21 protein-coding genes are annotated in these 22634 nt (G+C 70.4%); 3 read left to right on the plus strand and 18 right to left on the minus strand.

Annotation, left to right across the window (positions count from 1 at the left end):
* Positions 1 to 12: 12 nt before the first annotated feature.
* From BQ2383_RS06040 to BQ2383_RS06075, 8 genes are all read right to left on the minus strand, one after another.
* A complete protein-coding gene (locus tag BQ2383_RS06040) occupies positions 13 to 621 on the minus strand; it encodes an alkylhydroperoxidase domain protein (protein ID WP_091031115.1) in 609 nt (202 codons plus the stop codon).
* Entirely contained in the window at positions 618 to 1247 is a 630-nt protein-coding gene (locus tag BQ2383_RS06045; protein ID WP_091031119.1) for a CMD domain protein, read from the minus strand. Before BQ2383_RS06045 ends, BQ2383_RS06040 begins: the two co-directional genes overlap by 4 nt.
* Positions 1244 to 2296, minus strand: a complete 1053-nt coding sequence (locus tag BQ2383_RS06050; RefSeq protein ID WP_091031122.1) for a putative FMN-dependent luciferase-like monooxygenase — start codon at positions 2294 to 2296, stop codon at positions 1244 to 1246. Before BQ2383_RS06050 ends, BQ2383_RS06045 begins: the two co-directional genes overlap by 4 nt.
* On the minus strand, positions 2293 to 3942 hold the full coding sequence (locus BQ2383_RS06055; RefSeq protein WP_091031125.1) for a dipeptide ABC transporter ATP-binding protein: 1650 nt from the start codon (positions 3940 to 3942) through the stop codon (positions 2293 to 2295). Before BQ2383_RS06055 ends, BQ2383_RS06050 begins: the two co-directional genes overlap by 4 nt.
* Positions 3939 to 4835 carry an ABC transporter permease gene (locus tag BQ2383_RS06060; RefSeq protein ID WP_091031129.1) on the minus strand — a complete coding sequence of 299 codons (897 nt, stop codon included), beginning with the start codon at positions 4833 to 4835 and terminating at the stop codon, positions 3939 to 3941. Before BQ2383_RS06060 ends, BQ2383_RS06055 begins: the two co-directional genes overlap by 4 nt.
* Positions 4832 to 5800 (minus strand): ABC transporter permease, encoded by a 969-nt coding sequence (locus BQ2383_RS06065; protein ID WP_091031132.1) that lies wholly within the window; start codon positions 5798 to 5800, stop codon positions 4832 to 4834. The genes BQ2383_RS06060 and BQ2383_RS06065 overlap by 4 nt, the downstream gene beginning before the upstream one ends.
* A gap of 16 nt (positions 5801 to 5816) precedes the next feature.
* Positions 5817 to 7451: a TIGR04028 family ABC transporter substrate-binding protein gene (locus BQ2383_RS06070; protein ID WP_091031314.1), complete on the minus strand. Its 1635-nt coding sequence runs from the start codon at positions 7449 to 7451 to the stop codon at positions 5817 to 5819.
* Positions 7452 to 7558: 107 nt separating this feature from the next.
* On the minus strand, positions 7559 to 8956 hold the full coding sequence (locus tag BQ2383_RS06075; protein ID WP_091031135.1) for an NtaA/DmoA family FMN-dependent monooxygenase: 1398 nt from the start codon (positions 8954 to 8956) through the stop codon (positions 7559 to 7561).
* 106 nt (positions 8957 to 9062) lie between these two features.
* Between BQ2383_RS06075 and BQ2383_RS06080 the strand changes: the two genes are divergently transcribed.
* Both BQ2383_RS06080 and BQ2383_RS06085 read left to right on the plus strand, forming a co-directional pair.
* Positions 9063 to 10049 (plus strand): Gfo/Idh/MocA family protein, encoded by a 987-nt coding sequence (locus tag BQ2383_RS06080; RefSeq protein WP_091031140.1) that lies wholly within the window; start codon positions 9063 to 9065, stop codon positions 10047 to 10049.
* Between the two features lie 2 nt (positions 10050 to 10051).
* Positions 10052 to 11035 (plus strand): NYN domain-containing protein, encoded by a 984-nt coding sequence (locus BQ2383_RS06085; RefSeq protein ID WP_091031143.1) that lies wholly within the window; start codon positions 10052 to 10054, stop codon positions 11033 to 11035.
* A 9-nt stretch (positions 11036 to 11044) separates the two neighbouring features.
* Here the strand turns inward: BQ2383_RS06085 and BQ2383_RS06090 are convergent, their stop codons facing one another.
* The 8 genes from BQ2383_RS06090 to BQ2383_RS06125 all read right to left on the minus strand — a co-directional run bounded on the left by BQ2383_RS06090 (position 11045) and on the right by BQ2383_RS06125 (position 19341).
* Positions 11045 to 11338 carry a Dabb family protein gene (locus BQ2383_RS06090; RefSeq protein ID WP_091031146.1) on the minus strand — a complete coding sequence of 98 codons (294 nt, stop codon included), beginning with the start codon at positions 11336 to 11338 and terminating at the stop codon, positions 11045 to 11047.
* Between the two features lie 19 nt (positions 11339 to 11357).
* Positions 11358 to 12365, minus strand: a complete 1008-nt coding sequence (locus tag BQ2383_RS06095; RefSeq protein ID WP_029262661.1) for a sugar phosphate isomerase/epimerase family protein — start codon at positions 12363 to 12365, stop codon at positions 11358 to 11360.
* Positions 12362 to 13243, minus strand: coding sequence for a sugar phosphate isomerase/epimerase family protein (locus BQ2383_RS06100; protein ID WP_091031150.1), 882 nt, complete (start codon positions 13241 to 13243; stop codon positions 12362 to 12364). The genes BQ2383_RS06095 and BQ2383_RS06100 overlap by 4 nt, the downstream gene beginning before the upstream one ends.
* A gap of 78 nt (positions 13244 to 13321) precedes the next feature.
* Positions 13322 to 14530 carry a substrate-binding domain-containing protein gene (locus BQ2383_RS06105; protein WP_029262663.1) on the minus strand — a complete coding sequence of 403 codons (1209 nt, stop codon included), beginning with the start codon at positions 14528 to 14530 and terminating at the stop codon, positions 13322 to 13324.
* 2 nt (positions 14531 to 14532) lie between these two features.
* Positions 14533 to 15597, minus strand: coding sequence for an ABC transporter permease (locus BQ2383_RS06110; protein WP_244175915.1), 1065 nt, complete (start codon positions 15595 to 15597; stop codon positions 14533 to 14535).
* Positions 15594 to 16700, minus strand: coding sequence for an ABC transporter permease (locus BQ2383_RS06115; protein ID WP_081859863.1), 1107 nt, complete (start codon positions 16698 to 16700; stop codon positions 15594 to 15596). Before BQ2383_RS06115 ends, BQ2383_RS06110 begins: the two co-directional genes overlap by 4 nt.
* Positions 16697 to 18235 (minus strand): sugar ABC transporter ATP-binding protein, encoded by a 1539-nt coding sequence (locus BQ2383_RS06120; protein WP_091031154.1) that lies wholly within the window; start codon positions 18233 to 18235, stop codon positions 16697 to 16699. The genes BQ2383_RS06115 and BQ2383_RS06120 overlap by 4 nt, the downstream gene beginning before the upstream one ends.
* On the minus strand, positions 18232 to 19341 hold the full coding sequence (locus tag BQ2383_RS06125) for a Gfo/Idh/MocA family protein (protein WP_091031157.1): 1110 nt from the start codon (positions 19339 to 19341) through the stop codon (positions 18232 to 18234). The genes BQ2383_RS06120 and BQ2383_RS06125 overlap by 4 nt, the downstream gene beginning before the upstream one ends.
* Before the next feature lie 113 nt (positions 19342 to 19454).
* On the opposite strand from BQ2383_RS06125, the gene BQ2383_RS06130 reads away from it, so the two are divergent.
* A complete protein-coding gene (locus BQ2383_RS06130; RefSeq protein WP_091031161.1) occupies positions 19455 to 20648 on the plus strand; it encodes an ROK family protein in 1194 nt (397 codons plus the stop codon).
* Positions 20649 to 20679: 31 nt separating this feature from the next.
* On the opposite strand, the gene BQ2383_RS06135 is transcribed toward BQ2383_RS06130, so the two are convergent.
* Together BQ2383_RS06135 and BQ2383_RS06140 are read right to left on the minus strand one after the other, a co-directional pair.
* Complete coding sequence (locus BQ2383_RS06135) at positions 20680 to 21810, minus strand: Gfo/Idh/MocA family protein (protein WP_091031164.1); 1131 nt, start codon at positions 21808 to 21810, stop codon at positions 20680 to 20682.
* Positions 21810 to 22616: a sugar phosphate isomerase/epimerase family protein gene (locus BQ2383_RS06140; protein WP_091031168.1), complete on the minus strand. Its 807-nt coding sequence runs from the start codon at positions 22614 to 22616 to the stop codon at positions 21810 to 21812. Before BQ2383_RS06140 ends, BQ2383_RS06135 begins: the two co-directional genes overlap by 1 nt.
* Between the last annotated feature and the right edge of the window lie 18 nt (positions 22617 to 22634).

The raw sequence follows: 22634 nt of genomic DNA on the forward strand, positions 1-22634 counted from the left end.
CCGTAAGAGCGGTCAGGCCGGAGCCACCGGCCGTCCGATCGACAGCATCAGCCGGTTCGCCCAGTTGAAGAACGCGGCGCCGTGGATGAGGTCCGAGATCTCCAGGTCGTCGAGCCCGGCGGCACGCAGCCGCACGATCTCGTCCGCGCCGAACGCGTTCGGGGTGTCGGTGAGGGCGACGGATGCCGCGACGACGGCGTTCCAGCGCTCGCCGAGGTCCGCATCCACGCCCTCGTCGAGCAGCAGGTCGACGTCGTCTGCGCGCTTGCTGTGGTGCGCGGCGAAGCGCGAGTGCACCGAGGCGCAGAACACGCAGCCGTTGCGGCGGGATGCCGCGGTCGCCGCGAGCTCTCGGTCGGCACGGGGCAGGCCCTCCGCGGCGTTGTAGAAGATGTCCTTGTCGACCAGGGTGCGGGCCTTCAGCACTTCGGGGTCGCGGGCCAGCAGGCGGAAGTAGTCGTTCTTCGCGCGAGCCGCATCGACGAGGCCGTCGTAGTGGCGCTCGGTCAGCTCCTCCTCGGCGAGGGGCTCGAGGTGCGGCACCCACCCGACCTCGCCGCGGGTGAACGCGTGCGGGTGCGGGGCGTCATCGTGCCGGAGCACGCTCTGTTCGGCGGTCATGCGGCCTCCTCCTCGGGATTGTCGGTAACGGATTCGGACGCCAGCCCCGCAGCGGCGAGCACGCGGAGTCCGGTGACGACGCGCTGTTGGAAGGCGAGGAACGACACCAGCTGCGAGAGCGTCACGATGCCGTCGGCCGACCAGCCCGCATCGACCAGACGGCCGAGGTCGGCGCCCGAGGCCTCGCGGGGGCGGAACACCAGGAGGTGCGTGTGCGCGAGGGCAGCCGCGAGGCGCTCACCCGCCGCGGCGATGACAGCCTCGGACGGGACGTAGCGCGCCCCGTCGGCGTTCTCGGCCTGCAGCCCGAGCTCGGTGTAGGCGCCGAAGGGTCCGGTGGTCGCCGCCCGGGCGGCCTCCGCGAGCACGACGGCCGCGCGCTGGGCGTCGGCCTCCTGCGCACGACCGGCGTAGAACTCGGCGGTCGGGTCTTCGGCTCCCGCGAGACCGGTGGCGAAAGCGGCCACGAGTTCGCGTTCGGCCTGCGAGACGTGCTCCGTGCTCACCGGCTGGAAGAGGGCGTCGAAGCTCGCCTGCAGCTGCTCCCTGGTCACCGGACGGCGACGGCGCAGGGCATCGAGCTCCGGCGTCACCTCCGCGATCCGGTCCACGATGTCGTCGGTCATGCGTTCTCCTTGAGGGTGAGGTTCTGGTCGGTAGTGGTTCCGTGCGGTGTCGGGGTCAGCGCGTAGCCGAGGGCCGGGGCGACCTCGTCGGCGAAGAGCGCGATCGAGCGCAGCACGTGCTCGTGCGGGGCGTCGACCGAGTGCACCTGGAACGCCACCTCGGTCGCGCGGGCGAGGGTGGTGTCGGCGGCGAGCGATTCCGCCACCTGCTCCGGCGTGCCCAGGTGCGTGTCGAGCGCGGCGATCAGCTCGTCGATGCTGTCGCCCGGGATGGTCTGGCCCTGACGCCGGAAGCCCTCCGCCGCCCGGCGCAGCCCGACCTCGGCGAAGCGCAGCGCCTCGGCACGGTCGTCGGCGACGAACACGGTGCGCGAGGCGGTGATCCGCGGCGCCACCCCCTCCGGCAGCGCTTCGAGGTACGCGTCGATGATCGGATCCTGCAGGGCCGACAGCGGTGCGTGCAGCCGGTCGGCACTGCGCGGTTGCGTGCGAGACAGCAGCAGCCCGTGCCCGTGGATGCCGGCCCGATGCCCGCCCGGCACCGAGAAGGTGGCCTGCCAGACGCGGTCGGCGAGGTCTCCGGCATCCGGGTAGAGGGTGTTGCCGGCACCGACGTCACGGCCGGCGAGACCGTCGAGCAGTGTCCGCAGCTTCCGGTCGTAGGTCGGCCCCTTGTCGCGCACGTCCTCGCCGAACGGCGCGAACGACGAGGGCGTGCCGCCGCTGCCGAGTCCCAGATCCACGCGCCCCCCGGAGAGCAGATCGGCGACCACGGCATCCTCCGCCACCCGCACCGGGTCCTCGAGCGGCAGCGTGATCACGCCGGTGCCGAGACGGATGGTGGAAGTCACGGCGGCGACGTTCGCGAGGAACACCAGGGGCGACGGCAGCCCGCCCTCGGCCGCGTGGAAGTGGTGCTGCGCGACCCACGCCCGACCGATGCCGTGCCGCTCGGCCTGCTGGATCTGCGCGGTCGCGAACGCATACCGCTCGGCAGGGGCGGCGTCGTCGAGCAGTCGGGTGAAGAAGGCGACGGTGGGTGCGGTCATGCGGGTACCTCTCTGATGCCGGAGACTTCTCTGGTTCCGGGCACTGCGGCCAGCAGCTCCCGGGTGTAGTCGTGCTGCGGGTCGCGGAAGAGGTCTTCCGTCTGCCCCTCCTCGACGATCCGGCCGCGGCGCATCACCGAGACCGTGTGGCTGATCCGCCGCACCACCGCGAGGTCGTGCGAGATGAACAGGTAGGTGAGCCCGAGCTCGGCCTGCAGCGAGGTGAGCAGCTCGAGGATGCGGGCCTGCACGGTCACGTCCAGCGCCGACACCGCCTCGTCGAGCACCACGATGTCGGGGTCGATCGCGAGCGCACGGGCGATCGCGACGCGCTGGCGCTGCCCGCCCGACAGTTCCCGCGGGGTGCGCCGTGCGACCTCCGCGGGGAGTGACACACGGTCGAGGAGGGCGAGAGCGCGCTCGCGGCGCTCGGTGCGACTGCCCACGCCGAAGTTCACCAGCGGCTCGGCGACGATCTCCGCGATCTGCTGGCGCGGGTCGAGCGAGGCGAACGGGTTCTGATAGACGAGCTGGATGCGTCGGCGCAGCACCCGCAGCTGCTCGCGCTTCGCGTGGGTCACGTCGTCGCCGTCGACCTCGATCGTTCCGGCATCCGGTTGGTGGAAGCGGGTGATGAGCCGTGCCGTCGTGGTCTTGCCCGAGCCCGACTCCCCCACGAGCGCATGCGTGGTGCCCTTGCGCACCCGGAACGACACGTCGTCGACGGCACGGAAGCGCTCGCGCCCCGCGACGCGGAACTCCTTCACGAGCCCGTCGGCCACGATCGCCCAGGGGTTCTCGGCGGCGACCGCCGCGGCATCACGCAGGAACGGCGGGGCATCCGGCCGACGGAAACCTGTCGCGAACGCCGGAGCGTCGGCGAGCAGCTGCTTCGTGTACGGGTCGGCCGGTGCGGCGAGCACCGCCTCGCTGGAGCCCTGCTCGACGATGCGACCGTCTTTGAGCACGACGAGCCGCTCGGCCCGGTCGGCCGCGACGCCGAGGTCGTGGGTCACGAGCAGGATGCTGGTGCCTTCCTCGCGCTGCAGCTCGTCGAGCAGGTCGAGCACCTTGCGCTGCACCGTGGCGTCGAGGGCGCTGGTGGGCTCGTCGGCGATCAGGAGCCGCGGCCGCAGGGCGATCGCGGTGGCGATGAGCACGCGCTGGCGCATGCCGCCCGAGAGCTCGTGCGGATACTGGCACGCCCGCAGGTCGGGGTCGTCGATGCCGACACGGTCGAGCAGCTCGATGGCCCGCGCCCGCCGCGACCGGCGATCCCGGTGCCCGTGCAGACGGAGGATCTCCTCGACCTGCGCACCGATCGTGCGCACGGGGTCGAGCGAGGTGGTCGGATCCTGCGGCACGAGACCGATCTCGGGACCGCGGATGCCGCGCAGCGCACGATCGGACCACCCCGAGATGTCGAGGTCGCCGAGCAGCACCCGCCCGCCGTCGACGCGGCCGCCTTCGGGCAGCAGCCCGAGCAGGGCGTGCGCGGTGGTGGACTTGCCCGAACCCGACTCCCCCACGAGCGCCAGGGTCTCGCCCTCCGCTATCTCGAACGAGACGCCGTGCACGACCTCGCGGCGGCGGTCCTTGTCGCCGTAGGAGATCCGGAGGTCGGTGGCGGAGATGACGGTGCTCACTTCGCGCTCCTTCCGATGCGGTGGCTGATCCGGTTGGCGCTGAGGACGACGACGACCACGACGAGACCGGGCAGGGCGGTGAGCCACCAGGCGGTGCCCACGTAGTTGCGGCCGTCGGCGATCAGCAGGCCCCACTCCGGCGTGGGCGGCGGCGCACCGTAGCCGAGGAACCCGAGCGTCGAGATCGCGAGGATCGCCGTGCCGAACTGCAGTGCGGCGAGCGCGACGATCGGCGTCAGCGAGTTGGGCAGCACGTGGCGGCGCAGGACGGTGAAGAACGTGCCGCCGCTGCCGAAGGCGGCTTCGACGTACTCGGTGCGCCGCACGCGCGCGACCTCGGCGCGCATGAGCCGGGCGAAGGCCGCGACGCTGCCGAGACCGACCGCGATCGCGGCGTTCACGGTGCCGAAGCCGAGCAGGATGATGACGGTGAGGGCGAGGAGCAGTCCCGGGATCGCGAGCAGCACGTCGACCACGCGCATCAGCACGTCGTCGACCACACCCCCGACGGCACCGGCGATCGCACCGATCAGCGTGCCGAGGGCGAGCCCGACCGTGACGGCGATGAGCGCTCCCGAGAGCGAGTGCACCGCGCCGTGCACGACACGGCCGAACAGGTCGCGGCCGAGGGTGTCGGTGCCGAACCAGTGTGCGGCGCTCGGCGCGAGCAGCTTGTCGGCCGGGACGCCCGTGAGCGGGTCGCCGGGGGCGAAAACCCCGGGGATGACGGCCCAGAGCACGGCGAGCGCGACGATCGCGTAGGCCAGGTACAGACCCCAGGCGCGGCCGCGCAGTCGGCGGCGAGGGGCCTTCTCGGTCTCGGTCGCGGCCGGATGCGCGGGCGCGGCCGGGTCGGGCCCGACCACGGGATCGATGATCACGGGAGCGGTCATGCGGTCGCCTCCTGGAGTACGCGGGGCGCCGAGGCGCGGGCGACGGTGCGTTGGCGGGGGTCGATGAGCGGCGTCACGAGGTCGACCGCGAAGCTGATGATCACGAAGCCGAGGGCCGACAGCAGCACGACGCCCTGCAGCACCGGGATGTCCTGGTTCGCGACGGCCTGCTCGGTGAGGCGGCCGATGCCCGTGCGGCCGAACACGGTCTCGGTCACCACGGCCCCGCCGACGAGCTCGCCGAACAGGACACCGGCGATGGTCAGGGTCGGCACGGCGGCGTTCCGGGCCACCGAGCGGGTGAGCACCCACAGCGGCGGAGCGCCCTTCGCCCGCACCACCGTGACGAACGGCTGCGCCTGCACCTGGTCGATCGCGCGCACCAGCACCTGGGCCAGCGGGGCCGAGATCGGCACGGCGAGGGTGAGCACCGGCAGGACGAGTCCGGCCACCGGGTCGGCGCCGACGATAGGCACCCATCCGAGCCCGAACGAGAACACCTGGATGAGCAGGATGCCGAGCCAGAAGACCGGCACCGCCACGAACAGCCCGGGCACCTGACGCAGGCCGTCGCGCAGCCAGGCGAACGGCGCGAGCGAGGAGAGCCCGGCGATGAGGATGGCGAGGATCAGCGCCACGACGAGTCCGAGCGACGCGAGCAGCAGGGTCGCGGGGAGTGCTTCGCCCAGCATCGTCAGCACCGGGGTGCCGAACTGGGTCGAGAACCCGAAGTCCCCGGCGAGGAAGCCGAGTCCCGCGTGCACGTACTGCTCCCACCACGGCAGGTCTGCGCCGTAGGTGGCGCGGATGCTGTCGAGCTGGTCCGGCGACAGCCCGAGGCTGGGGTCGGAGAACTTGATCAGGATCGCGTCGCCCGGCAGCAGCTGCAGCAGGAAGAAGGTGGCCGTGAAGGCCGCGATCAGAACGATCGCGGCCTGCCCGGCTCGTCGGAGGACGAAGCTCATCGTGTCACCGGTACTCTCAGTGCTCGGCGAGCCAGACGCCGGAGAACGTCGGACGCCCCACCGACTCGAAGGCGACGCCCTGCACGTAGGTCGCGGTGCCGTACACCTGCGGCTCCTCGAACAGGGGGATGACATAGGCCTGCTCGGCGATGTAGTCCTGCACGGCCTGCGAGGCGGCGATGCGCTTGTCAGCGTCGGGCTCGGAGGCCACGGCGAGCAGCAGCTCGTCGAGCTTCGCGTCCTTCGAGATCAGCACGTCACGGTTCTTCGTGAAGTACTGGCTCTTGATGACGTCGAGGTCCGCCCGTCCGACCATCGAGTGGTAGAAGCCGGTCTTCAGCGGATCGCGGGTGTCTTCGGCCGCGCTGCCGGCGTCGCCGGGCTTGACCGAGAGCTCCACACCGACCTTCGCCAGCTGCTGCGCGACGAGCTCGAGCGTCTGCTTCGACAGCGGCTGCGGCTTGGCCTCGTAGACGGTGATCGACAGGCGCTCGCCGTCCTTCTCGCGGATGCCGTCGGCGCCGGGCTCCCAGCCCGCCTCGTCGAGCAGCTCCTCGGCCTTGTCGGGGTCGTAGGCGTAGTGCGCGGACTCGTCCTTGTAGCCGACGGCCTGCGAGGAGAGCACCGACGTCGCCACCGGGTAGTTCTCGGTGAAGAGCGTGTCGACGACCTCCTTCGCGTCCACGGCGGCGACGAGCGCCTGGCGCACGCGGATGTCGCCCAGCAGCGGGTTCTCGGGGCGCAGAGCGATCGAGTTGTTCACGCCGCGGGTCTGCGGGGCGTAGAGCGTGAAGCCGGCGCCTTCGACGCGGTCCTCGTCGAACGCCTGCACGTAGCGGACGTAGTCGGCCTGACCCGCGAGCAGCGAGCCGATGCGCACCGAGTCCTCGGGGGTGATGAGCACGTGCACGGCGTCGAGGTAGGGGCGGCCGGCGTTGTCGACGCTGTCGGGGCCCCACTCGTAGTCGTCACGGGCGGTGAGCGTGTATTCGGTGCCCAGCTTCTCGTCGGTGACGGTGAACGGTCCGGATCCGATGATCTCGGCCGCGTTGCCCGCGCCGAAGTCCTCGATCGTGCCGTCGAGCGTCTCCGGCGACAGCAGGCCCGAGTTGATGGTCGAGGTGGCCTGCAGGAACCCGGGCGACGGCGCACTGAAGCGGAACGTCACGGTGTCCTCGTCGACGACCTCGCTGCTGGCGTAGTTGTTGATCGCCTCCGAGACCGTGAGGCCGCGGTCCGCATCGCCCAGCCCGTACGTGTCGAAGTTCTTCGCGACGGCCGCGGCATCGAGCACGGTGCCGTCCGAGAACGTCACGTCGGGGTTCAGGTCGAACGTGTACTCGGTGGCATCCGCGTTCACGGTCCAGTCCGAGGCGATCCACGGCTCGATCTCGAGCGTCTCCGGGTTCTGCCAGGTCAGGCGGGCGGCGATGTTGTTGACGATGCCGCCGTTCGGGTAGAAGCCGGCCTGCGGCGGGTACAGGTTCGTGTACGCCTGGTGCTCGAGGTAGGTGAGCGTGCCGCCGGTGACGGGGTCGCCGCCCTCGGAGGGGGCGTTGGCAGGAGCAGGCGAGGAGGCGCAGGCGGCGAGGCTGCCCGCGAGGACGAGCGGGACCGCGATGGCGGCGGCACGGATGAGACGGCGGTTCATGCGGAGGGTCTCCTGGGCTTCGGGTGTCGGGATGTGTTCACGGTAGGAATCGGAGTGGCCGTGCCGCGAGGCGGCGGACACCGGGTGTCGCGCGACGACATGCGTGGTCACGCGTCGACATACGAGGAAATGCGCAGACGGTCGCGGAGGGTCGCCCCCTCACTCTCCGCCGCGTCTCGCAGCAGCCCGCGGCGGCGCAGCTCGGGGGCGGCCTGCCGCGTGAACGCCTCGAACTGGGCGGGCTGGAAGGCCGACAGCACGTTGAACCCGTCGGCCGCCCCCTCGTCGCGCCAGGTCTCGAAGTGGTCCGCGATGGTGCCGGCGTCGCCGACCACGAAGGCCGCCGGCACCGCGTTGGCAGCCACGAGGTGCCGCCAGGTGAGCGGATCGCCGGTCGTCAACCCGGCTCCCGAGATGCGCAGTCCGGCGATGCCGGCGAGGCGCTCGATGAGTGCGGAGCCGCGCTCCCCCAACCGCTGCGCCTCGGCGGCCGTGACCGGGCGGTCGAACTCCGACGCGCGCAGCGGGTCGTCTGCGGCGACGTCGAACGCATCGGCGAGCGCGGCCACCGTGCGGTTCGGCGGGAACGCGGTGCGAGCCGTCTGACGTCCCTCGGCGAGCGGCACGAGGGCGAGCAGGCGCTCGACGATGCGGCGGGCGTCGGCATCCGTGTCGGCGACGACCGGCAGCACCGGGGCGATCACCTTCACCGCATCGGGTGACCGTCCGGCTTCGGCCGCGATGTCGCGCAGCAGGCGGCGCGTGGCGATCGCGTCGGCGAGCGTCGGCGCGGCGGTCAGGGCGAGGTCGGCCTCGGTCGCGGCGAGCGCACGCGACCGCGGCGACGTGCCGGCATGCACGATCGGGATCTGCCCCTGCGGCGGCCGCGCGACGTTGAGCGGACCGGTGACCCGCACCTGCGAGCCCTGCAGGTCGGCGGCACGGAGACCCTGCGGGTCGATGAGCACGCCGCGGTCGGCATCCGCGATCCAGGCGTCTTCGTCCCACGAGTCCCAGAGGCGCCGGAGCGCCTCGACGAACTCCTCGGCGCGGTCGTAGCGCGTCTCGTTGTCGGCGTGCGCGTCGCGGCCGTGGTTGCCCGCTGCACGCGGCTCGGCACCCGTGACGAGGTTCACGCCCGCACGTCCGCCGGTGAGTACGTCGAGCGAGGCCAGCGAGCGCGCCGTCGTGTACGGGTCGGCGTAGGTGGTGTTGACCGTGGCGATGAGGCCGATGCGCGAGGTGACCCCGGCGAGGAACAGCACCGCGCTCACCGGGTCGATGCGCGCCAGCAGATACGGGTCGCGGAACTCCAGGTCGGGGCCCGTCGCGAGCCAGTCGCCGAAGAAGAGGTAGTCGAGTCCGGCCTCCTCCCCCTCGCATGCGATGTGCCGGAGGATGGCGGCGTCCGCGGCGGGATCGCGGTGCGCGCCAGGCTGACGCCAGCCCGAGGGGTAGGCCCCCAGGGTGCGCACCATGGCGCCGATGATGAGGGGTTCGGTCATGCTCGTCACGGTAGGAGCGGGCGCGCACCCGCGACCAGGCGGCCGTCGCCGGACGTCTCGGGGTGTAACAGTCCGACATGCGCACCCCACCCCGTACGCTGAGACCATGACTGGTCTTCGTTGGGGAATCCTCGCTACCGGCGGCATCGCCGGCGCGTTCGCATCCGATCTGCGCACGGCGGGGCTCGACCTCGTGGCGGTGGGTTCACGTTCCCAGGAGTCGGCCGATGCGTTCGCCGCCCGCTTCGACATCGCGCACGCGCACCCCTCGTACGAGGCGCTGGTGTCCGACCCCGACGTCGACATCATCTACGTCTCCACGCCGCATCCGATGCATCACGAGAACGCCCGGCTCGCGCTCGAGCACGGCAAGCACGTGCTCGCCGAGAAGGCGTTCACGTTGAACCGCGCCGAGGCCGAAGACCTGCAGGCGCTCGCCGCCGAGAAGGGCCTCCTGGTGATGGAGGCGATGTGGACGCGGTATCTGCCGCACATGATCCGCATCCGCGAGCTCATCGCCGATGGCGCCCTCGGCGAGATCCGTGCGGTCAGCGCCGATCACACCCAGCTGCTGCCCACCGACCCGACGCACCGGCTCAACGCCCTGGAGCTGGGCGGCGGCGCGCTGCTCGACCTGGGCATCTACCCGATCTCCTTCGTCTGGGACATGCTGGGAGCTCCGACCGATATCCGCGCCGTCGGCCGTCTGATCGAGACCGGCGCCGACTCCGAGGTCGCCACCGTCATGACGCACGAGGGCGGTGCGATCTCGACCACGCTCTCCTCCTCGCGGGCATCCGGGCCGAACGCGGCCAGCATCATCGGCACCAAGGCGCGGATCGACATCGACCGGGTCTGGTACACCCCCACCACGTTCCGGGTCACCCTCCCGGACGGCACGGTGCAGGAGGAGTACGTCTCCGAGGTCGACGGCCGCGGCATGCAGTTCCAGGCCCTCGCCGCCGAGCGCCTGGTGCGCGACGGCATCCTCGAGGGCGACATCCTTCCGATCGCCGAGAGCGTCGCCATCATGGGCACGCTCGATGAGATCAGGGCGCAGATCGGCGTCCGCTACCCCCGTGAGGAGGCCTGATCATGGCCGAGACCACCGATGCCCGCGTCGCCGTCTACCTCGACTTCGACAACATCGTCATCTCCTGGTACGACCGGGTGCACGGGCGCAACGCCTACGGCAAGGACCGGCAGCGGATCACCGAGAACCCGAACGACCCCGACGTCGTCGAGCGCCTCAGCCGCGCCATGATCGAGGTCGGCGCCATCATCGACTACGCCGCGTCCTTCGGCACGCTCGTGCTGACGCGCGCCTACGCCGACTGGTCCTCCCCCGTGAACGCCGTGTACCGCTCGCAGCTCGTGGCCCGCGCCGTCGACCTCGTGCAGCTGTTCCCCGCCGCGGCCTACGCCAAGAACGGCGCCGACATCCGCCTCGCCGTGGATGCGGTCGAAGACATGTTCCGCCTACCCGACCTCACGCACGTCGTGATCGTGGCCGGCGACAGCGACTACGTGCCGCTTGCCCAGCGCTGCAAGCGTCTCGGACGTTACGTGATCGGCGTCGGCGTGTCCGGCTCGACGGCCAAGTCGCTCGCCGCAGCCTGCGACGAGTTCGAGTCGTACGACTCGCTGCCCGGTGTCGTGCGTCCGGCCAAGGCCGCTCCCGTCGTCGCAGCGGCGAAGGCCGAGGCCGTCGCGGAGCCCGCGCCGGAGACGGTGCCGGATGCGGCCGACGCGGCGGATGCGCCGAAGGCCAAGGCCCCGCGCCGCGCGAGGTCGAAGGCGGCCGCGGCCAAGGTCGAGGAGCCCAAGCTCGACGAACAGGGCGAAGCGACACAGCTGCTCGAGCGCGCCCTGCGTCTCGGCCACGACAAGGCCGATGCCGACGAGTGGCTGCACAGCTCCGCCGTGAAGACGCACATGCGTCGCATGGACCCCTCGTTCAGCGAGAAGGCCCTCGGCTACCGCTCATTCTCCGACTTCCTCAAGTCCCGCGACGACATCGCGGAACTCGAAGAGACCGGGCACGAGCGCCTCGTGCGGTTGCGCGAGCTCACGGGCTGATCGGGAGACTCACTCCACGAAGTCGTACTCCTGGAACTCGGCGACCTCGGGCACCCACCGCTCCGCGACGAACGCCCTGTGCGCGGGATGGCCGTCGTAGGCGTCGTAAACGCTCTGATCGGCGAACACCATCGAGAACTGATGCGTGAGGTCGCTCTTCGCGCTGACCTGACGGCGGATCGTGAAGTCCCCGACGCCGGGGATCGACGTGAGCACGGCATGGCCGGTCGCCAGGAACTCCTGCTCCTCGGCGGAACCGGCCGGATGGATCAGGCGGAAGACGACGGTGTGCTGGATCGGCATGGGGTTCCTGTCGGGGTGGTCACTGGTTGCTGAACGCGGCGTCGAACGATGCTTCGGGTTTCGGCCACAGCAGCGAACGCACGTAGGCCAGCGCCTCGGGGGCGCCATGCAGGCGGTCCATCCCGGCATCCTCCCACTCGATCGAAATGGGGCCGGAGTAGCCGATCGCATCCAGAGCGCGGAACGAATCCTCCCACGGCACATCCCCGTGCCCCGTCGAGACGAAGTCCCAGCCGCGCCGCGGATCACCCCACGGCAGGTGCGAGCCGAGCACCCCGGCCCGGCCGTTGTGCGGCCGCATCCGGGTGTCCTTGCAGTCCACGTGGTAGATCCGGTCCGCGAAGTCCACGATGAACCCGACCGGGTCGATGTTCTGCCACATCATGTGCGACGGGTCCCAGTTGAACCCGAACGCCTCGCGGTGGTCGATCGCCTCCAGCGCACGCACCGACGACCAGTAGTCGTAGGCGATCTCTCCCGGGTGCACCTCGTGCGCGAACCGCACGCCCTCCGCATCGAACACGTCGAGGATCGGATTCCACCGGGCCGCGAAGTCCTCGAACCCGCCCTCGATGACGGATGCCGGCACCGGCGGGAACATCGCCAGATAGGGCCAGATCGAGGAGCCGGTGAACCCGACCACGGTGTCGATGTCGAGCTTGCGCGCGACGCGGGCCGCCCGCTTCATGTCTTCGGCAGCCCGCTGCCGCACGCCCTCCGCCTCACCGTCACCCCACACGTACTCGCGCAGGATCGCCTGGTGTCGAAAGTCGATCGGCGCATCACACACGGCTTGACCGGCGAGATGGTTCGAGATCGCGAAGATCTTCAGGCCGTGCCGGTCGAGGATCTCCCGGCGCGACGCCACATAGGCGTCGTCCTCATCGGCACGCCGCAGGTCGAGATGATCACCGGACGCGGCGACCTCGAGCCCGTCATACCCCCACTCCGCGGCAAGGCGGGCGACCTCCTCGAACGGCAAGTCCGCCCATTGCCCGGTGAAGAGGGTGACCGGATGCGTGCTCATGGATACTCCTTCGTATCGAGGGCTCGGTTCGTATCGAAAGCGCGCAGGGCAGCGATGCTGCGCGCGGCGAGTTCGTCCTGGCTCGGGGCGAGCGGTCGCCACACCGAGGCCGCGACCGCGATCGTGGCGTTCTCCCCCGTGAAGCTCTCCAACCCGAGCGGGCCGCGATAGCCGGCATCATCGAGGGCCGCGAGGATCCCTGGCCAGTCGGTGTGGTCGTCGCCGACGGCACCGCGGTCGCTACCGCATACCTGCACGTGGGCGATGGCGGCACCGGCGGCCCGGATCGCCTCGTCGGGCTTCTTCTCTTCGATGTTGAGGTGATACGTGTCGAGCGCGAGTCCGAGACCGGCACCGAGCAGCGGGCCGAGAGCGTCGAGGCTCTGCTCGACCGTGTTGAGCAGGCTCGTCTCGTAGCGGTTCAGCGGCTCGATCGCGAGGGTGATGCCCGCCTCGGCGGCCTCGGCCACGAGGGGCGCGAGGTTCTCCCGCAGCTCCCCCACGACCGCCGCCCGCTCGTCGGCATCCATCCGCCAGGTCACGCCGGTCGGCGCGTAGAAGGGGCCGGCCACGACTCCGGCCCCGAGCGTCTGCGCCGCCGCGATGCAGGCCCGCAGGTACGTCTGGGTCGCGGCGACATCGCCGGCACAGGCGACCAGCGAGCGTCCGGGCCCCATGGCTCCGACGACGATCGCGCCGAGCCCGAGCGCGTCGAGCAGGTCGCGGGTGCGCACGGGATCCCAGTCGCCGACGCTCTCGAGCGGCAGCTCCAGCGCGTCGTACCCGAGGCTCTGGGCCTTGCGGGCGAGCGGCTCGAGCGTCGCGTCGGTCAGCGGAGACGTCCACACCCAAGTGTTGACGGCGATCGTGCGGGGCATCGTTGTCCTTGTGATCGTGAAGCGCTCCCACCCTCCCACCCCGCGGGTGCGGAGCGGAAGGGCGGGAGCGGATTTCGGTTACGGGATCTGACGCTGCTGCCACACCGTCGGGTAGCCGGGGAGGTTCTCCCCGCCGAACTTGGCGTAGTGGCCGTCGGGCATGCCCTCGTTGGCCTTCAGGTAGTCGTCGAGCTCGGGCTCCGTGATCGGCTTCTGCGGGAGGACCCATTCCTTCGGAACTTCTTCGCCGGCGAAGATCATCTGCGCCGCGAGCAGCGGAGTGCGCCACTGGAAGTTGGAGTACACCGGCGCGAGACCCGTGAGCCCCGTGTCCTTCCACTTGCGCAGGAAGCTCATCTCGTCCTCACCGGTCATGACCGGGTAGTCCGCTCCGGCGTCCTCGAACGCCTCGATGGCCGCGACGGCGCCGTCACCGGCATCCATCCAGATGCCGTGCACGTCGCCCTTGGCGAGCTCGTCGCTGATGATGCTCTTGATCTCGGCGGGGTCGGCGCCCGTGAAGTGGTCCACGGCCTCGATGCCGGCCTCGTCGAAGAGCTTCTCGGCGGCGGCCCAGCGGTGCTCGAGCACGTCGACACCCGGGAGGATGCGCAGTGCCACGACCTTGTCGCCCTCTTCGAGGTTGTCGATGAGGAACTCGGCAGTGTCGATGCCCCAGGCGAAGCCGCCGATCGGGTGGATGAACGTGACCGGGCAGTCAGTGTTCACGCCGCGGTCGAACACGACGACCGGCTTGCCCGTCTCGCAGGCCCGCTCGACGGCCGGGGTCATGGCCGCCGTGCTGTTCGGCGAGATGAGGAAGACGTCGCATTCGCCCTCGGCGATGAAGTAGTCGATGTCCGCGATCTGCGTGTCATCGGAGTCCTGCGCGTCGCGGGTCTCCATCTCGCTGATGGCGCCCGCGTCCTGCAGCGACTTCAGCTGCTCGTTCATCGTGATCCAGCCGGTCTGGCGCCACGGGTTGGAGATCGACGCGTTGGCGAAGCAGGCCTTCTTGGCCCCTTCGCTCGCGAACTCCGCCGTGTCGACCATCTCGGCGTTGATGTGCTGCAGGTAGGGCTCGTCTTCCGGCCCCTGAGGGGTGACGCCGCGCTCCTCGTCCTGCTTGTCGAAGAGCTCCTGGTCGAACCACTCTGTCGTCTCTGCCGTCTCCTCGGGGTTCTCCGACTCCGCCGGCGCCACGGACGGGTCGGTCGTACACCCGGCGAGCGCGATGAGGCCGAAGAGAGCCACCCCTGCGGTGGCGATCTTCATCGATCGTCGCATTGCTAATCTCCTCTGGTTTCTGTGTTGATGGTGCTGGTGGTTTCAGGGATTCTGGTTGCTTCAGGGATCCTGGGTTCTTCGGGAGGGATGTCCGAGGGCAGCGGGCCGCGCTTGCGCCGCGCCCGGAAGGCGACGGCGGAGTAGGCGACCGCGGCGATGATGATGACGCCCTGCACGGCATCGCGCAGTGTCGAGGGGATGCCCGCGATGTTCAGCAGCATGAACAGGGCCTCGAGGGCGAAGGCACCGGCGACCGCGCCGACGATCCACCCTCGGCCACCGCCCAGCACCACGCCTCCGAGCACCACGGCGGTGATCGCCGTGAACTCGTATCCGCGGCCGACCGAGGGGTGCACGCCGGCGTATCCGACGAGGAGCACGGCCGACAGCGAGGCGGAGAGCGACGAGATGACGAACGCGCGCGTCGTCACCCAGGCGCGGCGGGCCCCGGCGTAGTCGACCGCACCGGCGTTGTCGCCGACCGCGATCAGCGTCTTGCCCAGCGGGCGCTTGGTGATCCAGATGCCGAGTCCCAGCCACACGATGAGCAGCAGCACCGCCCAGGGGATGAACTCGAGGAACGGCACGTCGCGGATGCCGCCGCGACCGATCTCGCGGAAGCTGTCGGCCGGGTTCCCGGTGGCCGCTCCCCCGGTCCACCACATCACTCCACCTAGGAGGGCGAGCATCATGCCGAGCGTGACGATGAACGACGGCACCTTCAGCAGTGTCGTGATCACCCCGTTCACGAGCCCGACGGCCACCGCGAAGACGGTCATGAGCAGCAGGACCGGCACCGTGCGGGCGTCGTCCTGACCGACCAGGTTGCCGGCGATGATCACCTGCGCCGTGATGAGCGAGCCCTGCGAGAGGTCGAACTCCCCCGCGATGATCACGAAGTACTGGCCGATCGCGACGATCGCGATGGGCGCCACCCGCTGGATGAAGCGCATGAACTGACCGGGCTCGGCGAAGCTCGGGTTGAGGATCGTGACGGCCACCAACAGCAGCACGAGCAACAGGAACACGGCCCCGCGGGGACTCACGAGAGTGCGCAGCGCGTTCATGAGCGTCCTCCTTCCGTGGCGGTGCCGATATCGGATGCGGTGACAGTGGTGACGTCGGCGAGCTGCGACGCGGCGGCGGCCATCTCGGGTGCCGCTGCCTTCGCGGCATCGTCCCCACCGGTGCGGGTGCCTCCGGCGCCGAAGCGTGGACGGCGGCGGATGATCGAGCGGCGGCTGTACACGGCCACCGCGGCGACGATGACGACGCCGCGGACGACGTCCTTGAGGAACGGGTTGACCTGCATGACGCTCATGACGTTGTCGACGACCGCGAGGATCGCCACGCCGCCGATCGTGCCCCAGACGGAGCCGCGTCCACCGAGCAGCAGTGTTCCGCCGAGCACGACCGCCGCGATCGAGAGCAGCGCGTAGCCGCCCTGCTGCCCGACGGTCGGGCTGCCGACGCCGAGGCGGCTGGCGAGCAGCAGACCCGCGAGACCCGCGAACACCGAGCAGAGCACGTGCGCCCAGATGAGCGGCATCCGGGTGCGCACGCCGGAGAGCCGGGCGATCTCGGGATCGCCGCCGACGGCGTAGAGGTGGGCGCCGGTGCGGGTGCGGTTGAGGAGCACCCAGATCACGACGGCCAGCACGATCATGATGAGCGTGGAGACCGGGATGGGGCCGACGCCGGTGGCGCCGATGAGCTGGAACGCCCAGGGCACCTTCCCCGCAGATCCCTCGAAGTTCGTGTTGAGGATGCCCTGCAGGATGAGTCCGACGCCGAGTGTGGCGATGAAGCCGTTGACCTTGAGCACCGTGACGATGAGTCCGTTCACGAGACCCACGCCGGCGCACACGAGCAGCGTGACGATCACGGCCACCGGGATGTTCGCCGCGTTGTCGTTCATCATCGTGGCCGCCAGCAGACTCGACAGGCTGATCACGTAGGTGACCGAGAGGTCGAGCGAGGCACCGAGCACCACGAGCGTCTGCCCGATCGCGACGAGGCCGAGCACGCTCATGCCGGTCAGGATGTCGCGGATGTTGCCGGCGCTGAGGAAGTTACGTCCCACCGTACCGACCAGGATCGCGCCGATGACGAGCACCAGGAGCAGGATGCCGAGCACGATGACCGTGGAATCGATCTTCAGACGCTTCATCGCGCACCCCCTTCCGCCGCGGTGCCGGGATCGAGGGTGCCCGGATGGGCGGCGCCGGTTGCGGCCCCGAGGATCTCGTGCTCGGCGGAGCCCGCCGGCAGTTCGGCGACGAGTTCGCCGTCGTGCATGACCAGGATCCGGTCGCTCATGCCGATCACCTCCGGCAGTTCGCTCGACACCATCAGCACGGCCTTCCCTTGCGCTGCGAGCTCGCGCATCAGCTGGTAGACGGCGTACTTCGCACCGACGTCGATGCCGCGGGTGGGCTCGTCGAAGAGCACGATCTGCGGCTGGGTGAGCAGCCACTTGGCCAGCACCACCTTCTGCTGGTTGCCGCCGGAGAGGAAGCGCACCTCCTGATCCAGGCCCCGCGAGCTGACCTCGAGCGAGCTCAGGATGCCGGGCACCTCCCGCCGGGAGGCGGCGGTGCGACCGGCGAAGACACTGCGGACGACCAGCAGAGCGTTGTCGAGGACGGACTGCCCGAGGGCGAGGCCCTGCGCCTTGCGGTCCTCGGAGACGAGGGCGAGCCCGGCGCGGACGGCGGCGCGGGCGGTGCCGATGCGCACGGGCGCCCCGTCGATGCGCATCGATCCGCGGGTGAAGGCCTGGATGCCGAACACCCCTTCCACCAACTCGGTGCGTCCGGAACCCTGCAGACCGGCGATGCCGACGATCTCCCCGGCGCGGAGTGCGAGGGAGACCCCGTCGACGTAGGCGTTGCCGCAGCCGTCGAGTTCGAGCCGCGCCTTCCCGACCGTCGTGCCCTCGACCGCATCCGGGAAGTACGACTGGATGGAGCGGCCGACCATGCGCCGCACGAGCTCATCCGTGGTCAGTGCCGCGGTCTCGTCGGTCGAGACGAGCGCGCCGTCCTTGAGGATCGTGATGCGATCGCACAGGTCGAAGATCTCCTTCAACCGGTGCGAGACGTAGATCACGGCGACGCCGCGGGAGGTGAGCCGGCGGATGATCGCGTAGAGCAGCTCGACCTCGCGGTCGCTGAGGGCGGCGGTCGGCTCGTCCATCGAGATGACCCGAGCATCGAAGGAGAGCGCCTTGACGATCTCGACGATCTGCTGCTCGGCGACCGTGAGCGAACCGACGCGCGCGGTCGGCTCGATGAAGGAGACCCCGAGGTCGGTCAGTAGGTCGGCGGTCCGCGAGTTCATGGCGCGCTGGTCGACGAATCCCCGCCGACGCGGCTCGCGTCCGAGGTAGACGTTCTGCGCCACCGTGCGCTCCGGCAGCAGGGTGAACTCCTGGAAGACCGTGACGATGCCGGCATCCATCGCCTGGCGCGGGTGCGCGTGATGCACCTCTTCGCCGCGATACGAGATCGTGCCCTCATCGGCCGGCTGCACGCCGGCGATGATCTTCATCAGCGTGGACTTGCCCGCGCCGTTCTCGCCGACGAGACCGTGCACCTCGCCGGGTCGCACGTCGAAGTCGATGCCCTTGAGCACCTCGACGCCGAAGAACGACTTGCGGATGCCGGCCACCTGCAGCACGGGTTCGGTCGTGGTCGTGATCATGCCGTCACCTCCACCCATCGTCCGCCATCGGCCGCCGAGGCGAGCACGGCCTCCGTGAGCACGGCCGAGCGGTATCCGTCGGCGAAAGTCGGGAGCCCATCGGGTTCCGCACCGGCGATCGCCGCATAGACGTCGGCGATGAAGCTGTTGAAGGCATCCTGGTACCCCATCGGGTGTCCTGCCGGAACCCGCTGCAGCCGCGCGGAATCCGGGTCGGCGGTGGCGGGGTCGCGCAGCAGCAGCCGGGATTCCTCGCGCATGCCGATCCACAGCTCCTCGGGGCGCTCCTGCTCGAAGCGCAGGCTCTGCCGCGAGCCGTGCAACTCGAGGGTGAGGGCGTTCTTGCGGCCGGCGGCCATCTGCGAGATGAGCAGCGTGCCGAGGGCGCCCGACTCGGTCTCGACGAGCACCGCGACGATGTCCTCCGTGTCGACCGACTGCCCCGAGCGCTCCGAGAAGACCCGACGGGTGCGGGCGCTCAGCGCGTGGATGCGCTCGCCGATCACGAACTCGATCAGGTCGCACAGGTGCGAGCCGATGTCGGCGAAGGCGCGGGATGCACCGCCGGACTCGGAGCGCACCCGCCAGTCGTCGTCGCTCGACAGCAGCATCCAGTCCTGCAGATAGGAGCAGTCGAGGGTGAGCAGGTCGCCGGCCTCGCCGCGGGCGATCCGTGCCCTGGCCTCGCGCACCATCGGGTGATAGCGGTAGATGAACGGCACGGCCGCCACCAGCCCGCGGGCCTCGGCTGTCTCGGCGAGAACCCTCGCGTCCGGGGCCGTCGTCGCGAGCGGCTTCTCGCATACGACGTGCTTGCCGGCGTTCAGAGCCTGGAGCGCCAGTTCGGCGTGCGTGGCGTTCGGCGTGCAGATGTGCACGACGTCGATGTCCGCCGCTGTCAGCAGACCGGCCGCATCGCTCTCGGCTCGACCGGCGCCGAGTGCCAGTGCGGCATCGCGGCTTCCTTCGCGAGAGCGGGTGGCGACGGCGCGCAGTTCGCCGCCGGCGTCGCGGGCCGCGGTGCGATGCACGCGGGCCATGAATCCTCCGCCGAGGATGCCGGCTCGGATCGTTCCGAGACCGGTGTCAGTGACATCCGTTGTCATGCGGCGATTCTGACACAGACCTGCAGACTTTTGCTATACCTTCGTCAAAAGTTATCTGACGGAAATCGGAAGTCGATCGGCGAGACGCCGAAGTGCTGTGGTTTACTGACGCAATGGTTGACGTTCTCAGGCCGACTCCGGCGATCGCATCGGGGATCGGAGAGATCTTCCAGATCCTCCGCGACGGCCACGCCAGAACGAAGGCGGAACTCGCCATCCTCACCGGCCTCGCCCGGTCGACTGTCGCCCTGCGGGTCGACGCGCTCCTCGCCGCCGACCTCGTCCGCCCCGCCGGAGAAGCCGTCTCCACGGGTGGCCGACCGCCCGCACGCGTGGCCTTCAACCCGCGCGCCGGGCTCGTGCTGGCGGTCGACCTCGGCGCCACGCACGCGACGGTCGCGGTCGCCGACCTGGCCGCCGTCATCCTCGATGCCCGCACGCGCACGATCGACATCGGCGACGGGCCGGAGAGCCTGCTCGACACGATCCTCGCCGACGCCGCCGACCTGCTCGACTCGACCGCCGGCGGCCTCCCGCTCGTCGGCGTCGGCATCGGCGTCCCCGGCCCCGTCGAGCACTCCACCGGCCGACCCACCAATCCGCCGATCATGCCCGGCTGGGACAGGTTCGACGTGCCCGCCTACGTGCAGAAGACCTTCGACGTGCCCGTTCTCGTCGACAACGACGTCAACATCCTCGCCCTCGGCGAGCAGGCGATGAGCTGGCCACAGGTCGAAGACCTCGTCTTCGTCAAGGTCTCGACCGGCATCGGCGCCGGCATCATCGCGGGCGGCCAGCTGCAGCGCGGCGCGCAGGGATCCGCGGGAGACATGGGCCACGTGCAGGTGCCCGCGGGCGCGGGGTCGACCCGCGAGCCGGGAGATGAGCGCGATCTCGAGGCTCTCGCCAGCGGCTCCGCTCTCGCGATCGCGCTCCGCGAGGAAGGTCTCGACGTGCACGGCCCGTCGGATGTCGTCGATCTGGTCCGCGCCGGGAACGCCGCCGCGATCGAGGCGACTCGTCAGGCGGGGCGTGACGTCGGCGAGGTCCTCGCGACCGTCGTCAACCTCCTGAACCCGTCGATCATCGTGCTGGGCGGCAGCATCGCCCGAGCCGGTGAGCATCTGCTCGCGGGCGTGCGCGAGGTCGTCTACCGCCGCTCGATCCCGCTCGCGACGCAGCATCTGGCGATCGTGCAGTCCCAGGCGGGCGACCGCGCGGCCGTGCTGGGGGCCGCGATCATGGTCGCGCGCGAGGTGCTCTCCCCCGCGAGCGTCGACCGCTACGTGGCGGCGAAGGCGCGCTGATCCGCACCCCCGCCGCCCCGCGCAGCGACGGTCAGAGTGTGGCTTCGAACGGATCGAAGTCGGCGGCGATCGCGCCCACCTGATCCAGCGTGCTCTCGACCGGGACGAAGCTCCGCGATTCGGCGGCTTCCTCGATCGACAGCAGCGTGTCGAGCACGTGGTAGCCGAACTCCCCGGTGGCGACGTGCGGTCGCCCGGCGGCGATCGAGCGGGCCATGTCGAGCAGCCCCACTCCGCGCCCGGAGAGCACACCCTCCTGCGCGATGTCGACGATCTCCTGCGTCATCGGCTCCGGCGGAACGAACTGACGGGTGAGCGGACGCGTGATGGTGATCGGGCCGCCGAAGGTGTTCGGGTCGGGGATCACGATCGTGCCCTCGGTGCCGGTGATCTCCACGATCCCCTGCCGCAGCAGCGGTGAGTCGGTGCTGTACAGGCTCTGCGCCTGGCCGCCCTCCTCGAAGTCCATCAGCACGCTGAGCGTGGAGGGGATCTCGACCGGGAACTCCTGTCCGGCCAGCTCGCCGACCTGCACACGGCGCGTCGGCGTCCCCTGCAGCCCGAGGGCGGCGACGGCGGCGACCGGTCCGAACACGTGCACAAGGGTCGACACGTAGTACGGGCCCATGTCGAGCAGCGGCCCGGCGCCCTTGGCGTAGAGGAACGCGGGATTCGGGTGGAAGATCTCGGGCCCCTGCCACTGGAAGGTGGTCTGCCCGAACAGCGGGCGCCCGATGTCGCCGCGCGCGATCGCCCGCTTGGCGGTCTGCACGCCCGGTCCGAGCACGGTGTCCGGGGCCACGCCGACGCGGAGGCCGGCGGCATCCGCCGTCTCCAGCAGCCGACGCGACTCCTCGCGGCTGACGCCGATCGGCTTCTCGGTCCAGACATGCTTGCCCGCGGCGATGATCGCCTCGGAGACCTCGACATGCACGGCCGGGATCGTCAGGTTCACGACGATGTCGATCTCGGGGTCGTCGAGCACCACGTCGACGCCGCCGGCACGCGGAACGCCGTACTTCGCGGCCTGCGCCTTCGCACGCTCCTCGATGACGTCGGCGACCGCGATCACACGGACATCCGGGAAGGTGGTGAGGTTCGACAGGTACTGGTCGCTGATGTTCCCGGCACCGATGATGCCGACTCCGACGGGACCCGCCATCAGCCGGCGACCTTCTCGTCGAGGAAGACACGGCTGCGCTCGATCGCGTCGAACAGGTCGCCTTCATAGTGGTCGAACTCGACGATCGCGAGTTCGAGCGCCGGGGCGGCGGCGATGGCTTCGACCAGCGGAACGGATCCCTCACCCGCGGCCACCTGGTCGGCGGGCGGGTAGGCGCCGGCGAGCGCCGGGTCGAGCGTGCCGTCCTTCGCGTGCACGGCGATCACGCGGTCACCCAGGCGCTGCAGCAGCGCGACGGGGTCGACACCGCCACGAGCCACCCAGTACAGGTCCACCTCGAGCACGACGCGCTCGTCGAGCAGCCCGGCGAGGACCTCGAGCCCGGTCACCCCGTCGAAGACGGCCTCCAGCTCATGGGCGTGGTTGTGATATCCGACGCGGACGCCGACGGTCGCGCCGATCTCGGCGGCCGCGTTCAGCAGGCGGGCCGTCTCCTCGATCTGCGCGATCGATTCCCAGCGTGCGGGCTCGGTGTACGGGTCGATGACCGTGTCCATCCCCAGCACCTTGGCGGCGGCGAAGACGACATCAGGCGTGGGGACGGGGATGGTCGTGCCGCTGCCGTCGGGGTTCACGAACGACTCCGAAGCGAGGAAGGCGTGCCCGGACGGGGCGGTGAGCCCGGCGGCCGAGAGCGCGGCGGCGAGTGGCTCGGCACGGCGGACGAAGTCGTAGGGCTCCACGGCGGTGAAGCCGCGTGCGGCGACCGCCGAGAGCGTGCCCTCGAGGTCGGCCTCCAACTGCTCCTTGATCGTGAACAGCTGCAGGGAGGTCTGAATCGTCATCGGTCGTGCTCCTTCGGT

This window comes from Microbacterium oxydans, from assembly GCF_900095745.1.
GTDB classification, from domain to species: domain Bacteria; phylum Actinomycetota; class Actinomycetes; order Actinomycetales; family Microbacteriaceae; genus Microbacterium; species Microbacterium oxydans_B.